This window comes from Povalibacter uvarum (genome assembly GCF_014202975.1).
In the GTDB taxonomy this organism is placed as follows: domain Bacteria; phylum Pseudomonadota; class Gammaproteobacteria; order Steroidobacterales; family Steroidobacteraceae; genus Steroidobacter; species Steroidobacter uvarum.
Map to the genome: position 1 here is coordinate 1,171,531 of NZ_JACHHZ010000001.1, position 13,378 is coordinate 1,184,908.

The following is a 13,378-nucleotide window of genomic DNA, read 5'->3' on the forward strand; positions in this document are numbered from 1 at the left end:
CGATCGGAGGGGCGAGGCGCGAATTGGCAATGGGACGGTGAGTACGGACTTGACGGCCTGCGTCACCCGCGAAAGCGGCAGTCCATCTGAACTGCAGCCTCTGTCACTCCCGCGAAAGCGGGAGTCCATCTCGTACGCCCAAATGGATTCCCGTTTTCGCGGGAATGACATGGTTCATCCGTGGGTCCGACTTCAGTCGGACCCACAGCAGGAACGCCGACCGATCGCCTCTCAGTCGATCAGCCGCAACTCCCTGGCTCTCACCAGCGCTCCGGTTCGCGTATTCACATCGAGCTTCGTGAAAACATTCTTCAGATGCCACTTGGCCGTGGACAGCGTGATCCGGGAATGGTCACTGATCTGCTGATTGCTCAGGCCCTGGGCGAGCAGCTTGAGGATGTCGACCTCGCGATCGGTCAGCGGCTCGAGTGGCAGCGGCGATCGTACGGAGATCTCCGCACGCGATGCAGGCTTGTCCACGAAGACGTTGTCGAACTTGCGCAAGTAGTGCGCCGGAAGCACGCACCGCAACCGCCTCTGTTCGATGCTCATCCGGACGAGCTGCGTCAGCGCCGGCGTCTCATCGAACACACCGCGCGTGAATCCATGCCCCCGTGTCAGCGAAAGTGCGCGGTCCAAGGCGTCAAAGGCTGCGGCCGGCTGTCCGTCCTGCCACAAACAACACGCGAGCAGCGCTTCCAGTCGCGTTTCTCGATAGACGTACTGCACGCTTCGAGCGGCATCGCGCAACACCCGCAGTATTGTTGTCGCCTCCGCCTGACGACCGGTGGCGATCAGCCACGTCGCATACGCCGCTCCATAGCGTTCCCATGCCTCGTCATACGGCCGCGGCTGGTTCCACTCCTGCCGCCCCGCCATCGCTATCAGTCCAGCTTCAGTTGCAACCGATCGAGCGCGCTCCAACTGCCCCGATCGTAGCGCGAGCAGGATCTCCTCGCCGATCACCTGCGCCAGAAAGCGATGATGCGTGCCTCCTTCGAGAACACTGTGCAGGTAGTCGAGCAGGCGGCGTGCCTCTTCCGTTTGACCTGCGATGGCTTTCGTTCGCGCCAGCGTGACGTACGCTGCCGTACAGTTCTCGATGGTCGACGCCACGGAAAGAAGCGGTAAGACCTCCACGCACAAGGCTTCCGCCTCGGCCAGCCGATTCTCCTCGTAGCGGATGTAGGCCAGTGCGGTCGCCGCGTTCATCCACGCAGGATTGCGCCGGCCGCTTCCCACGGCCGCATACATCTCCTCACAACGATTCGTCGCCGCACGCATGTCCCCTTGAGCGCGATCGGCCAGCGATGCCACGACATCCGCGTAGCCGGCGCCGTAGTTACCCGCGTGCCGCAGGATCTCTCGCGCACGGATGGCTACCCTGCGCGCGGCATCGAACTGGTTGTGTCGCAATCGCATGTAGGCTTGAAGCGTAAGCAGCGTGCCCGTAAGGAACGCATCTGCGCTTGCTGGAAGTCCGCCCGAATCCTCCACGTCCAGTGTGCCTTCAGTATCGGACAGCACCGCGTACATGGTCTGGAGCAGGCGCATGCTTCCCGCTTCCGAAGGATCCAACTGATCGCCGCGAACCTCTTGTAGTTCCCTGAGCGTTGCCGCTGCTTCGTCGAATCGGCGGCACAGGATGAGTGCCGCGATGTAGGAGCGGCACACGGCCACCTCTTTCAGCATCTCGGAGCGCGACAGCCTCTCGCTCCAGCGCAGAACCTCCGGGATCTCGCCGCTTTGAAGCCACTGGGCGGTGCAATGCGCCAGCAACTCCCCTCGCCATGCATCGTTGCGAGAGGCGAAGGCATGCTGGAGCGCCTCTTCGTAGAGATGATGTTCGGCGAACCAGCGACTCGCGCGCTCATGCAGCGCCGCGAGCCGCCCTGCTCCGTCGCTTCGAGCGCTGCCGCGCAAGAAATCGAGGAACAGCGTGTGATACCTGTACCAATGGCGATGACTGTCGAGCGGCTGGATGAACAACTGCGCTCGTTCCAGGTGCTCCAGCATTGCCTGGCTCTCGCACGTTTCAAGCAGCGCATCGCAAAGTTCGCCGGTCATCCGGTCCACGACGCTGCTCACCAGCAGGAACTCACGCACCGCCGGTGACTGTTCCTGGAGAACCGATTCGCCCAGGTAGCGTGCGACCTCGACGTGTGAGCCCGCAAAGCTCTCCAGCCCATCTGCGCAAGGCTGTTCGCAGGCGAGTAGCGCGAGCTTTGCTCCCGCGATCCAGCCCTCGGTCCGGTCGCGAATGCAATCGGCCTCATGCATCGACAGCGAGCGGCCACAGAGACCACGCGCCAGCTCCACTATCTGGGGTGAGTCGAACTTCAGGTCCTCAGCGCTCAGAAATCCGAGCTGGCCCTCGAGTCTGAGACTGCCAAGACTGAGCTCGGGCATGCATCGGCCGGCAATGACCCAGCGCACATAGCCGGGGGAACGGCGCAGCATCAGATCGAACGCGCGTACGAGCAAAGGCGCCTTCAGGCACTGGAAATCGTCGATCACGATCGTCAGCGGCGCATCGAGTTGGTTCAGCCGCTCGATGAAACTGAGCGTTGCGGAATCGATCAGGGCAGGCTCGGCAAGCTCCTCGCGCCGGCCGACGATCCACGCATCGAACGCCGGAGCCGCACTACGCACCGTGCCGATGAGATAGCTGAACAGCCGCGCGGGATCAGCGTCCTGCTCGTCCAGCGAGAGCCAGGCGATCGCATCTGTGGATGCTCGGTGCGCATGCCATTGCGACAGCAGCGTCGTCTTGCCTGAACCGATCGGCGCACACAGGAGCGTGAGTCGGCGCTGCGACAATGTGTCGAGTGACGCGATCAACGAAGCGCGCTCCACCAGAAGCATCGTTTGCAACGGTGGCTTGAGCTTCGAGTTGATCAGATGCGGCGAACCGAGGTCGCTGCCGATCCGCGACGAAGATGGTGTATGCGCTGGCTCCGCATACGCGGCTGCGCTCTGCCCCCTGAGCTGGTTTCGCACCGTTTTCTACGCCGGACGTGCAGATGCTCCAGGCGCGAAGAAAGGGCGTCACTTTCCTCCTACGCGCTTGTGCGTACTCACGCGCCATGCGGTGTGGACTTATGTCCACTCGCGCACGTCGCGCACCCCCTTTGACTCGAGACTGACTGCGACTCGAGATTGACTCGTCAACCGCATCGGCGCGATGAACGCCGGGCGCCGTCGATTATGCCGCTGTGCGCGAACGGAGTCATAAGGGGTGACCCCGGAAACGGGGAAAACTTCGGCGGGGAGATCGCCGCGGAGACTGCAATCCGGAACTGGAGGACAGGAAGGAGCCGATTCGGCCGTGTCGCTGTCGCGATGACGTCCGGCTAAAGCCGGACCCACAGCAAGAGGCCGCATCGCGCCTCTGCGTGTGGGTCCCACTTTAGTGGGGCGTCAGGCCGACAGCCTCGGATCAGGCAGCGTTCGCCTGCGAAACCGGCGCCGAGCTGCGAATCAGGTGATCGAACGCGCTGAGCGCTGCCTTCGACCCCTCGCCCATCGCGATCACGATCTGCTTGTACGGCGTCGTCGTCGCATCGCCAGCCGCGAACACGCCCGGTAGCGAAGTCGCACCCCGTGCGTCGACTTCGATCTCGCCGCGTCCGCTCAGCGCCACCGAACCTCTCAACCAATCCGTGTTCGGGAGCAGCCCGATCTGTACGAACACGCCTTCGAGCTCGATCCGATGCTGGTCGCCGCTGCTGCGGTCCTTGTAGCTGAGCGCATTCACCTTGCCGCTCTCGCCGTGCACTTCTGTCGTCTGTGCCGATAGAATGACACGAACGTTCGGCAGGCTGCGGAGCTTGCGCTGAAGGACTTCGTCAGCGCGCAACTTGCCGTCGAACTCGATCAGCGTGACGTGAGCAACGATACCCGCCAGATCGATCGCTGCTTCAACGCCCGAGTTGCCACCACCGATGACCGCGACGCGCTTGCCCTTGAACAGCGGGCCATCACAATGCGGGCAGTACGCCACTCCACGACCGCGGTATTCCCGCTCGCCGGGCACGTTCATCTCACGCCAGCGAGCGCCAGTGGCAACCACAACGCTGCGACTGCGCAGGGCCGCGCCGCTCGCGAGCTTCACAGTAATCAGACCATCAGCGTCAGCCGGCACGAGTTGCTCGGCACGCTGCAGATTCATGATGTCGACCTCGTAGGCCTTGACGTGCTCCTCCAGAGCCGCCGCCATTTTCGGGCCCTCGGTCTGCTTCACTGAAATGAAATTCTCTATGCCGAGCGTGTCGAGCACCTGGCCACCGAAGCGCTCCGCAACCACGCCGGTCTTGACGCCCTTGCGGGCGGCATACACAGCTGCCGCAGCACCAGCAGGACCACCGCCGACGATGAGCACATCGAACGTGCCCTTCGCATTGATCTGCTCGGCCTGTCGCGCATCGGCGTTCGTGTCGACCTTCGCCAGGATTTCCTCGATGGACATGCGTCCCTGTCCGAGCTCCTTGCCGTTCAGGAACACCATCGGCACCGCCAGTACCTGGCGGGTCTCCACTTCCTTCTGGAACACAGCACCATCGATCATGGTGCTCGTGACGTTCGGGTTGAGCACGGCCATCAGATTCAGCGCCTGGACGACGTCCGGGCAGTTGTGACAGCTCAGAGAGATGAATATTTCGAACTTGAGCTCGCCGCGCAGCGACTTGATCTGCTCGATCACTGCCGCATCGACTTTCGGCGGGTAGCCGCCCGCCTGCAACAGTGCGAGCACGAGCGACGTGAATTCATGCCCCATCGGCACGCCTGCGAAGCGGATCTTGATGTCATGGCCCGGGCTGCCGACTGAGAACGACGGCTTGCGCTCGTCATCGCCGATCTCACTGAGTGAAATCAACGGCGACAGCGTGGCGATGTCGCGCAACAGGTCGCGCATCTCGATTGAAGCATCGCCCTCGCCCAGTGACGCCACGAGTTCGACAGGCCGCGTGAGCCTTTCGAGATAGGTCTGGAGCTGTTGGCGAAGCGTTGCATCGAGCATGGTTTCTCCGAATTGAAATCTTGCGGTCGGGGCTGAGTCCTCCCCGTTGAGGGGGAGGACTCAGCGACCAGTCTGTGCTCGTCACCCCCGCGAACGCGGGGGTCCATCTAGAGGAACTTGATGGATTCCCGCGTGCGCGGGAATGACAGCCGGCTCAGATCTTGCCGACCAGGTCCAGCGAGGGAGCCAGCGTCTTCTGACCAGGCGTCCACTTGGCCGGGCAGACTTCACCCGGGTGAGCAGCAACGTACTGGGCAGCCTGCACCTTGCGGAGCAGTTCCTTGGCGTCGCGGCCGATACCGAGATCGTTGATCTCAGCGACCTTGATCTGGCCTTCCGGATTCACGAGGAACGTGCCGCGCAGCGCGAGGCCTTCTTCCTCGATCAGCACGCCGAAGTTGCGGCTGATGGCGTGGGTCGGATCACCGAGCATCGGATACTGGATCTTCTTGATCGTTTCCGAAGCGTCGTGCCACGCCTTGTGGGTGAAGTGCGTATCCGTCGACACGCTGTAAACCTCGACGCCGAGCTTCTTGAACTCGGAGTACAGGTCGGCCACGTCACCCAGCTCGGTCGGGCAGACGAAGGTGAAGTCGGCGGGATAGAAGAAGAACACCGACCACTTGCCCTTGAGGTCCGCATCCGACACCGGCACGAACTTGCCGTTGTGGTAGGCCGTGGTCTTGAAAGGCTTGAGGGTCGTATTGATCAAAGAACTCATCGACAACGTCTCCTTGGGTTAATGGCAGTACCTGGAGAGGAACCCCCAGGCGACGGTGCATAAGATAATTGCTGCGGCGCCAAAGGGCCAGTCGATGGTTTCGTACAGGTCGATAGGCAACTCCTATCAGAAGAAGGCGATGACGGATGGTGACTAGCCGGACATCTGACCAGTCACTGCGCCTGCCTGATCACTCCCGCTGCTCGGTAATTGCCAGCAGAAGGGTTCTGGATGTGCTGCCGCTGATCTGAAGCGTGAGAGGCGCACCGGGAGCCACGTTGAATTCCACGCTCTTTCGCAGCGGCGCGCAGTTGTGGCTGCCGGTGTGGCGTACGGATTTCACTGCGTTGGAGCCACTCAACACGTCGACCCAGGCGGCCTCGCTGAGCGTCACCCGGAGCGTGCCGGTCGTCGGCGAAAGATTGAGCAGGCCGCCATAGGACCCATCGGCCACCGTGATCTTTTCCGGGGCGACGACGAATTTTGCCGCGGACTGATCGACCAGCAGCAAGCTGTAAGCCTTTCCGGATCCCGCTGTCGGCATCTTGTCAGTCGACGCTGCAGCCGCCAGCGGAATCGGCTGACCCTTGAGGACGGCGAGTTCCTTCGCAACATCGAAGGCGAAGCCGGTACAACCGCTCGTCATCGCCTCGCGCGACGCCAGCACGGCGAATCCAGCCTTCCTGAATACCTGGCTCGCCGCGTCGCTACGCAGGAACTTCACGTAGTCGCCGGCCGACGCGCCCGCCGACTTCGTCAAACCGATCGGATAGGTGATGGGAGCGTGTGTGTTTTCCGGGAATACGTCGACCAGTCGCACTTTCGATTCGGCTGCCGCATCGGTCGCATAAACGATGCCGAGCGGTGCTTCGCCGCGAGCGACATAGCTCAGAGCAACGCGAACGTTCTCTGCCCGGGCCAATCGCGGCTCCAGCGCGCCCCAGACCCCCAGGGAGCTCAGTGCGGCCTTCGCATACTTTCCAGCGGGGACGGAATCGGGATCACCGACCGCCAGACGGCCTCTTTCACCAAGGACTGCGATTATGGGCGCCCCAGGCACCAGCTTGATCGCTGCTGAGCTGTCGCCCGGAGCGATCAGTACGAGGCGATTGCCCAACAGATCCGACCTCGACCCCGCTTTGATGAAGCCCCGGCTGTCGAGATAGTCCATCCATTCCTGGTCGGCGGATACGAACACATCGACACGCGCGCCGGATTCGATCTGCTTCGCCAGCGCGGAGCTGGCCGCGAAGGACAGCTTCACCGGAACACCGGTTGATTGCGTATAGGCATCGCTGATTTTCTGGAGACTGTCCGTCAGGGACGCCGCGGCGAAGACCAGCAGCGGTTCCCTGGCCTGTTCGGCCGCAAAGGTGGGCCTCAGCGTCAGTCCAAGGATCAGGACGGCCAGCCACATCAATCGGGAGCGAAAAGTCATGTCACACCTCGACGGTTCGATCGGCGCCGGCTTGGCGCCGTGACGCTACTGCGTTACGTTCGTTGCTTCGCTTCGGGAGAGCCTTCGAATGAGCAAGCTTCGAGTCACGCTGCGGGTCGACTTCGACCGCAACAACGCCATCGGACCCGGGAAAATCGCGCTGCTCGAAAAGATGCGCGAATACGGCTCCCTCTCCCAGGCCGCCAAGGCACTCGACATGAGCTATCGGCGCGCGTGGCAGCTCCTCAACAGCCTTAACCAATCCTTCCGCGAACCGCTCGTGGTGACCGCCATCGGCGGCAGCGGCGGCGGCGGCTCCACACTCACCGCGCTGGGCGAATCGATGATCGCCACTTACCGCGATTTCGAGGAAGCGATGAATGCACGGGCGGACAAGCAGTTCGGCCCGTTTCTGAAGAACGTCAGCGGAGGGGCCGCGAACGCACGCCGTCCGGTTTCCAGATCTCAACAGGGAACAGCGCGCAAGTCTCGTCGACATTGAACGTCTCGCCTTCTGGAGCGCGAAAGCGCGCTCTGAACCAGCCGCCAACCGCTTCTAAAAGAACGCCTTGAACTTCGCGAACCACGTCCGTCCCTGCTCCGGGTACCCATACGCCAGCTGGTAGTTTTCGTCCGCCAGATTGCGTCCGCCGACCGCGACTTCCCAGTGTTCCGCAGCGTACTGGAACTGCAAGTTCGCCAGCGTGTAGCTGCCGACCTCAATATAGCCGCCGCCTGTTACGTCGCTCCATCGATCGTCGGCGATTTCCACGCTCGGCGTGATCGTGAACGACTCCCAGGGCTGATAGGCCAGGAACAGGAAAGCCTGGTTCGACGGCGTGCCCGTCGGCCGGAAATTCGGCTGCAACGGATCGACGATCCTGCGTTCGAGGTAAGTGTAGTTGCCTCCGACACGCAGTTGCGGCAACACATGGGCATCGCCGGACAGCTCGATGCCGTAATACTCGCCATCGCCGACATTCTGCGCCTGGGTCAGTTGCGGCGGTCCTGCGCTGACGACGACGGTCTGAATCATGTCAGCCACATCGTTGTAGAAGATGGCGGCTGACAGACTGCTTCGCTCACCGAGGGCCGCCTCCCATCCGATCTCGTAGTTCGTGCCTCGTTCGGACTCGAGATCAGGATTGGGCACAGCGGTACCGAATCGCGTGCTGTATCGCTCGAAGATCGTCGGGAATCGAGTGCGCGACGAGATGCTTCCATACAGCCGCGCTCCATCCGCGTAGCGCCAGTGAACGGCGCCCTGCGCGTTCACTGCATCGCTGCCACCGGTCGGATAGCCGAACAATGCCTGCGTGGTGTTGTACTCCTGCGCCCGCTTGAGATCGTTCTTGTCGTAGCTGATCCCAAGCACGACATCGATCGCCGCAGTGGCCTTGAATGTGTTCTCGAGCGCGACGGACCAGGTGTCTTCGAGCGTTTCCTGCAAGGGTTCCACTGAACTCAATGTCGGATGCGTCGGGCGGTTGTAGTTGCGCTCCGTATGCTTGTCGCGGCGGTAGTGAACGACTGCGCGCAGCGTGTCGCGATCGGTGAGCGACATGCCGGCCTCGATACTTCCGCCGTATCCCGTATCGTCGTAGATGCTGCGAAAGCGGCCGTTCGCGGACTGTGTCGCGTAAGTGGCGTTGTCGTACGCGTACAGCGCATTGTCGAACGTGTTGTAAAACAGGCGCGTCTTGAGATACGCATTCGATCCAAGCTGCGTATTCGACAGCCAGTAGAGATTCTCGATGTCCCACCACGGCCAGCGCCAATAGCTGTTCGGAGGATTGGGTGGATTGTTGAAGACGTTGAGCGGAGCACCCTTGCTGCCCGACTGCGATGTGTAGCTCAGGCTGTACTCGTCAGTCTCGTTCGGAGTGAAACCGACCTTCGCATTCACGCGCCAGTCGCGATTGTCGGAGCCGTTTCGTTCGCCGCCGTCTTCGATCGCCGTGGGCTGGAAGTCGTCGGATACGCTCCAGTGATCACGGTCGAGATAGCTGCCGCTGGCCTGCGCGTAGAACTTGTGCTGCCGCGTACCGACCCGCGCTGCCGCGAGCCAGCCTTGATCATCGCTGTCCGCACCGAACAGGCCGGCCTGCACTTCCCCCTCGAACTTCTCGGTCGGTTTCCGGGTAACCAGGTTGATCGCACCGCCGAGACCACCGGGGCCGTCGATCACGGACGCATAGCCTTTCTGAATCTGGATCTGCGCAAGATCGTCGGTCAGGAAGCGGCTGAAATCGAGCCGGTTGTCAGCGGGAAGATAGACGCGGATGCCGTCGATCGACAGCGGAACCTGCCAGCGACCGTACCCTCGCACGAGGATGTCGTGTTCGTTGCGACGACCGTTGCTGTCGAAGGTGCTCGTCACGCCGGCTACGAGCTTGACGGCTTCATCGAGCGTGCTGCGATTGAAGCTCCAGATCTCTTTGCGGTCGACGATGGCATCGGTCAGAACATCCTCGGCGACCCTTGTCGCGGTGACCGTGATCTCCCCGAGCGTGAACGTCCCATCCTCGGCGCCTGCCATCGACCCATGAGCGAGCGCCGGCAACGCCAGCAATGCAGCGACTTTCTTCACCTGTCCTCCCGTTGGATGCGCGCGGGAGGATACCTTGCGCTATATCCGTATGGCTATAGCGATGCTTGCGCAAGGACGCACCGGATATCGTCAGCGTTCGTGAAGAAGGCTCGTGGAAGATAGGAGCGGACGGAGAAAGTCCGTCCGCCCCTGCGCTGGAATCAGCGTGTCGGCGCGATATCGGCCCGATGCCCCTTCAATCCGTAGTGTGCGATGAAGAGGTAGCACACCGCGGGGATGATGAAGGAGTACAGCAGGTTCATATCGGCGAAGTAGCCCTGGATCAGCGGCACGATCGCGCCGCCCACGATCGCCATGCACAGAACGCCGGAAGCAGCGCCCGTGTGCTTGCCCAGACCTTCGATGGCGAGCGTGAAGATCGTCGGGAACATGATCGAATTGAACAGGCCGATGGCGAGCAATGCCCACATCGCCGTCTTGCCGGCAAAGAGCATCACGATCACCAGCAGAACGATCGCGGCAACAGCGTTGAACGCGAGCACCTTGCCCGGCTTCACGTATCGCATCACCCACGCACCGATGAACCGGCCGACCATCGCGCCGCCCCAGTAGTACGAAAGGTATTTGCCTGCCGTCTGCTCGCTCAGGCCGGCGATGTCCGGATTCGCCATGAAATTGACCGCGAAGCTGCCGATCGACACTTCCGCGCCGACGTAGACGAAGATGCCGACCGCACCCAGAACCAGGTGCCGATAGCCCCACACGCTGTCGTGATGCTGATGCGCACCGCCGGCGGCGGACGCTTCCGCGGAGGGTTCCTGCGCTTCGATCTGCGGCAACTTCACGATCGCAATCAGCACTGCGATCACGAACAACGTCGCGGCGAGCACAAGGTACGGACCCTGCACCGTCGCGGCTTCCGCAGCCTTGTCAGCCACCGGATCGCCTGAAGGCGTGATCGTCGACAGGATCAGCACGGAGCCGAGGAACGGTCCGATCGTCGTACCGAGCGAATTGAACGCCTGCGTCAGCGTGAGTCGGCTCGACGCGGTCCGCGGCGGACCGAGAATCGCGACGTACGGATTGGCGGCGACCTGCAGCAGCGTAATGCCCGAGGCGAGCACGAACAGCGCACCGAGGAAGAACGGATACGACTGCGATCCCGCTGCCGGGTAAAACAGCAGGCAGCCGATGCCGGCCGTCGAGAGGCCGATGATGATTCCGCGCTTGTACCCCGCCCTTTCCACGAGCAGTCCGGACGGGATCGACATGACGAAGTACGCGCCAAAGAAACAGAACTGGATCAGCATCACCTTGAAGTAAGTCAGCGAGAACGCCGCTTTCAGGTGCGGAATCAGGATGTCGTTGAGTGAAGTGATCAGTCCCCACATGAAGAACAGGGACGTCAGAACGATCAGGGCGGCAAGGTAACTGGTTTCTGTTCGGCTCTCACTGACTGCGGATGTTGTTGTGCTCGTTGACTGGTAGGCCATATTGGTCTCTCGAGTGCATTGCTATCCCCCACGAACGCGCACACCAGCCCGCCTGAAGCGGGTGCGGTGCGGCGCCCGGGATCTTACCCCAGCTGACAACGCAATCATTCCGTCAGGCAGCAATGCGCCGGCTTTTTTTCTGCACCAGAAATGAACGAGGCGCGGATGAACCCGCGCCCCGCCTCTGCCGCGACCGATGTGATCAGCGAATCTGGCCGCGCGTTTCGCCGCCAGGGAACTGATCCGTATGGACGTTTGCGTAAGCAACGCCGGAACGGATAGCCCGTAACAGATCCGCGAAATCGCCGGCCGTCACGCCCTGACCCGCCGGCCCGATCACGTCAGTCATCGCGATCGTCCCGGAGACTTCCGCCGGTGCCGGCGGACAAGCCTGCGTTCCAGCGGGTCCGTTGCCCAGGTTGCTGCAAAGGAAAACGCTGATGCCGCCGTTCACGCCGAATTGACCGACGTGGATGTGGCTCTGTGTTACCGCTCCCTGCAGATTCTCGTAGCTGATCGTGTACTCGATCGTGCCCGCCTCGTCGTCGATGACGGCCTTGAAGAATCCACTCGCGGGCGTCGTGACGGCCGGCACTTCCTGAATGCTGGTCAGCCGCGCCCGAACCACTTCTTCGCGTTTGTGTTTGTCGTGGGCAACCGCCGATCCGGCGCCGATGACGACGACAGCCATTCCGGCCAGGATCCCTGCCAGGGACGAGGTCAATCGAACCTTCATGAGACTTCCCTCCTCGCAATGTCATGACGACGCGGACCCGGTCGGGTCCGCAACCTGCGACGCCGCTGGCACGACCCCGACCCTTGGACTTGGGGGGTCAGCCGCCGCCAGCGATTACGCCGAGGTGAGTGCGGGGGAAGAAGTGAATTGTTCGATGAGGAGCGCGATTGCGCTGACGCCGCTATACGTAGCGACGACCAGGCCGAGCGTCTGCGGGACTTCCGGCCATAGTTGATGGCTGCCCAGGGCAAGCACCAGGGTGGCGGCAAGCCTGATCCACTCCAGCCAGCGACCATGACGCTGCCCCTCGAGCCATGCGCCCTGGGCATAGAACGAGATGCAGAACCAGAGGAACGCCGCGATCGCGAAGGAGTAAGGGAACCGGTCGACAACGCCGAGCAGCCACAAGGACCCTACTGTCAGCAGCCAGAACTGGATGAAGACATACGTCTTGCCGAAGGTCGTGGCGGGAGGATCGAACTTGCCCGGGCTCTTCCAGGCATAGGGCTGTGCGTCGCCCGCCAGGTCCGCCGGCACCCAGGCCGGCGGCATGAACCAGATCCTCAGCTTGTCGACCCAGCTGCGCGTGCGCCAGGCGAGGCGCGCCGTGTCGTGCCAGAAATGCAGATTCGCCCAGAGCGGATTCCAGCTCTTGAGCCCGGACGTGATGCCGTACTCGCACGGCACCTCGGGCATCTCGTCCTTGAAGGTGCCGAACATGCGATCCCAGAGAATGAAAACGCCGCCGTAGTTCTTGTCGAGATACTCCGGGTTCCGTGCGTGATGGACCCGGTGATTGGAAGGCGTGACGAGAATCCATTCGAGCGGACCGAGGCGCCGGATGTGTTCGGTGTGCACCCAGAACTGGTAGATGAGGTTCAGGCTGCCGACCGTCACGACAACGGCCGCCGGGACGCCTGCAAGAAACAGCGGGATGTAGAAAACGAATCCGATGTAGTCGGTGCCGGTCTGCCGCAGCGCCGTGCTGAGATTGAACTCCTCGCTCTGATGATGCGCCACGTGCGACGCCCACATGATGCGCCACTCGTGACCGAAGCGATGCTTCCAGTAGTAGCAGAAATCATAGGCGACGAAAGCCGCAACCCACTGCCACGCGGATTCCATCGACCACTGCGGCAAGCCCATCCATTTCACGAGCGCGCCGAAGACGACGCCCGCAAAGCCGAGCTTGAGAATGTCGACGAGCCGGCTGAGCACGCCGAGCTGCAGGCTGTTGACGGTGTCGTTCAGCCGATACGTCTGCTTCTTAGCGAGCAGGCCGTACAGGTATTCCAGCGCCATCGCCAGAATGAAGAACGGAATGGCGACCTCGACGTAGTTCATGACACGCGAGCTTCCCCCGAAGATCGATGCCCTAGTTTCCGCTTCTCGCCCGCACGAGGCGAGCGCGGATTTTTC

The 13,378-nt window shown here is 62.1% G+C and carries 9 protein-coding genes; 1 reads left to right on the forward strand and 8 read right to left on the reverse strand.

Features of this window, described 5'->3' with window-relative positions; all coding sequences use genetic code 11:
• Positions 1-231: 231 nt before the first annotated feature.
• The 4 genes from HNQ60_RS28035 to modA form a co-directional block, all read right to left on the reverse strand.
• Complete coding sequence (locus tag HNQ60_RS28035; RefSeq protein WP_184329890.1) at positions 232-3,000, reverse strand: LuxR C-terminal-related transcriptional regulator; 2,769 nt, start codon at positions 2,998-3,000, stop codon at positions 232-234.
• A 439-nt stretch (positions 3,001-3,439) separates the two neighbouring features.
• On the reverse strand, positions 3,440-5,020 hold the full coding sequence (ahpF, locus tag HNQ60_RS05020; RefSeq protein ID WP_184329891.1) for an alkyl hydroperoxide reductase subunit F: 1,581 nt from the start codon (positions 5,018-5,020) through the stop codon (positions 3,440-3,442).
• Positions 5,021-5,174: 154 nt separating this feature from the next.
• Entirely contained in the window at positions 5,175-5,741 is a 567-nt protein-coding gene (ahpC, locus tag HNQ60_RS05025; RefSeq protein ID WP_184329892.1) for an alkyl hydroperoxide reductase subunit C, read from the reverse strand.
• A gap of 190 nt (positions 5,742-5,931) precedes the next feature.
• Positions 5,932-7,179, reverse strand: coding sequence for a molybdate ABC transporter substrate-binding protein (gene modA, locus HNQ60_RS05030; protein ID WP_184329893.1), 1,248 nt, complete (start codon positions 7,177-7,179; stop codon positions 5,932-5,934).
• A gap of 88 nt (positions 7,180-7,267) precedes the next feature.
• Between modA and HNQ60_RS05035 the strand changes: the two genes are divergently transcribed.
• Positions 7,268-7,681: a winged helix-turn-helix domain-containing protein gene (locus HNQ60_RS05035; RefSeq protein WP_184329894.1), complete on the forward strand. Its 414-nt coding sequence runs from the start codon at positions 7,268-7,270 to the stop codon at positions 7,679-7,681.
• 54 nt (positions 7,682-7,735) lie between these two features.
• Here HNQ60_RS05035 and HNQ60_RS05040 read toward each other — a convergent pair whose 3' ends face one another.
• The 4 genes from HNQ60_RS05040 to HNQ60_RS05055 form a co-directional block, all read right to left on the reverse strand.
• Positions 7,736-9,769, reverse strand: coding sequence for a TonB-dependent receptor plug domain-containing protein (locus HNQ60_RS05040; protein WP_221304019.1), 2,034 nt, complete (start codon positions 9,767-9,769; stop codon positions 7,736-7,738).
• 161 nt (positions 9,770-9,930) lie between these two features.
• The gene (locus HNQ60_RS05045) at positions 9,931-11,223 is read right to left on the reverse strand and encodes a sugar MFS transporter (protein ID WP_184329895.1); all 1,293 of its coding nucleotides are present in this window, start codon (positions 11,221-11,223) and stop codon (positions 9,931-9,933) included.
• A gap of 202 nt (positions 11,224-11,425) precedes the next feature.
• Positions 11,426-11,959 (reverse strand): CHRD domain-containing protein, encoded by a 534-nt coding sequence (locus HNQ60_RS05050; RefSeq protein ID WP_184329896.1) that lies wholly within the window; start codon positions 11,957-11,959, stop codon positions 11,426-11,428.
• Between the two features lie 114 nt (positions 11,960-12,073).
• Entirely contained in the window at positions 12,074-13,303 is a 1,230-nt protein-coding gene (locus tag HNQ60_RS05055) for a sterol desaturase family protein (RefSeq protein ID WP_184329897.1), read from the reverse strand.
• Between the last annotated feature and the right edge of the window lie 75 nt (positions 13,304-13,378).

What these genes read in the sequence shown, in the direction of transcription:
- ahpF (WP_184329891.1), bottom strand. Translation starts at nt 5,020, where the DNA reads ATGCTCGATGCAACGCTTCGCCAACAGCTCCAGACCTATCTCGAAAGG.
- ahpC (WP_184329892.1), bottom strand. Translation starts at nt 5,741, where the DNA reads ATGAGTTCTTTGATCAATACGACCCTCAAGCCTTTCAAGACCACGGCC.
- modA (WP_184329893.1), bottom strand. Translation starts at nt 7,179, where the DNA reads ATGACTTTTCGCTCCCGATTGATGTGGCTGGCCGTCCTGATCCTTGGA.
- HNQ60_RS05035 (WP_184329894.1), top strand. Translation starts at nt 7,268, where the DNA reads ATGAGCAAGCTTCGAGTCACGCTGCGGGTCGACTTCGACCGCAACAAC.
- HNQ60_RS05045 (WP_184329895.1), bottom strand. Translation starts at nt 11,223, where the DNA reads ATGGCCTACCAGTCAACGAGCACAACAACATCCGCAGTCAGTGAGAGC.
- HNQ60_RS05050 (WP_184329896.1), bottom strand. Translation starts at nt 11,959, where the DNA reads ATGAAGGTTCGATTGACCTCGTCCCTGGCAGGGATCCTGGCCGGAATG.
- HNQ60_RS05055 (WP_184329897.1), bottom strand. Translation starts at nt 13,303, where the DNA reads ATGAACTACGTCGAGGTCGCCATTCCGTTCTTCATTCTGGCGATGGCG.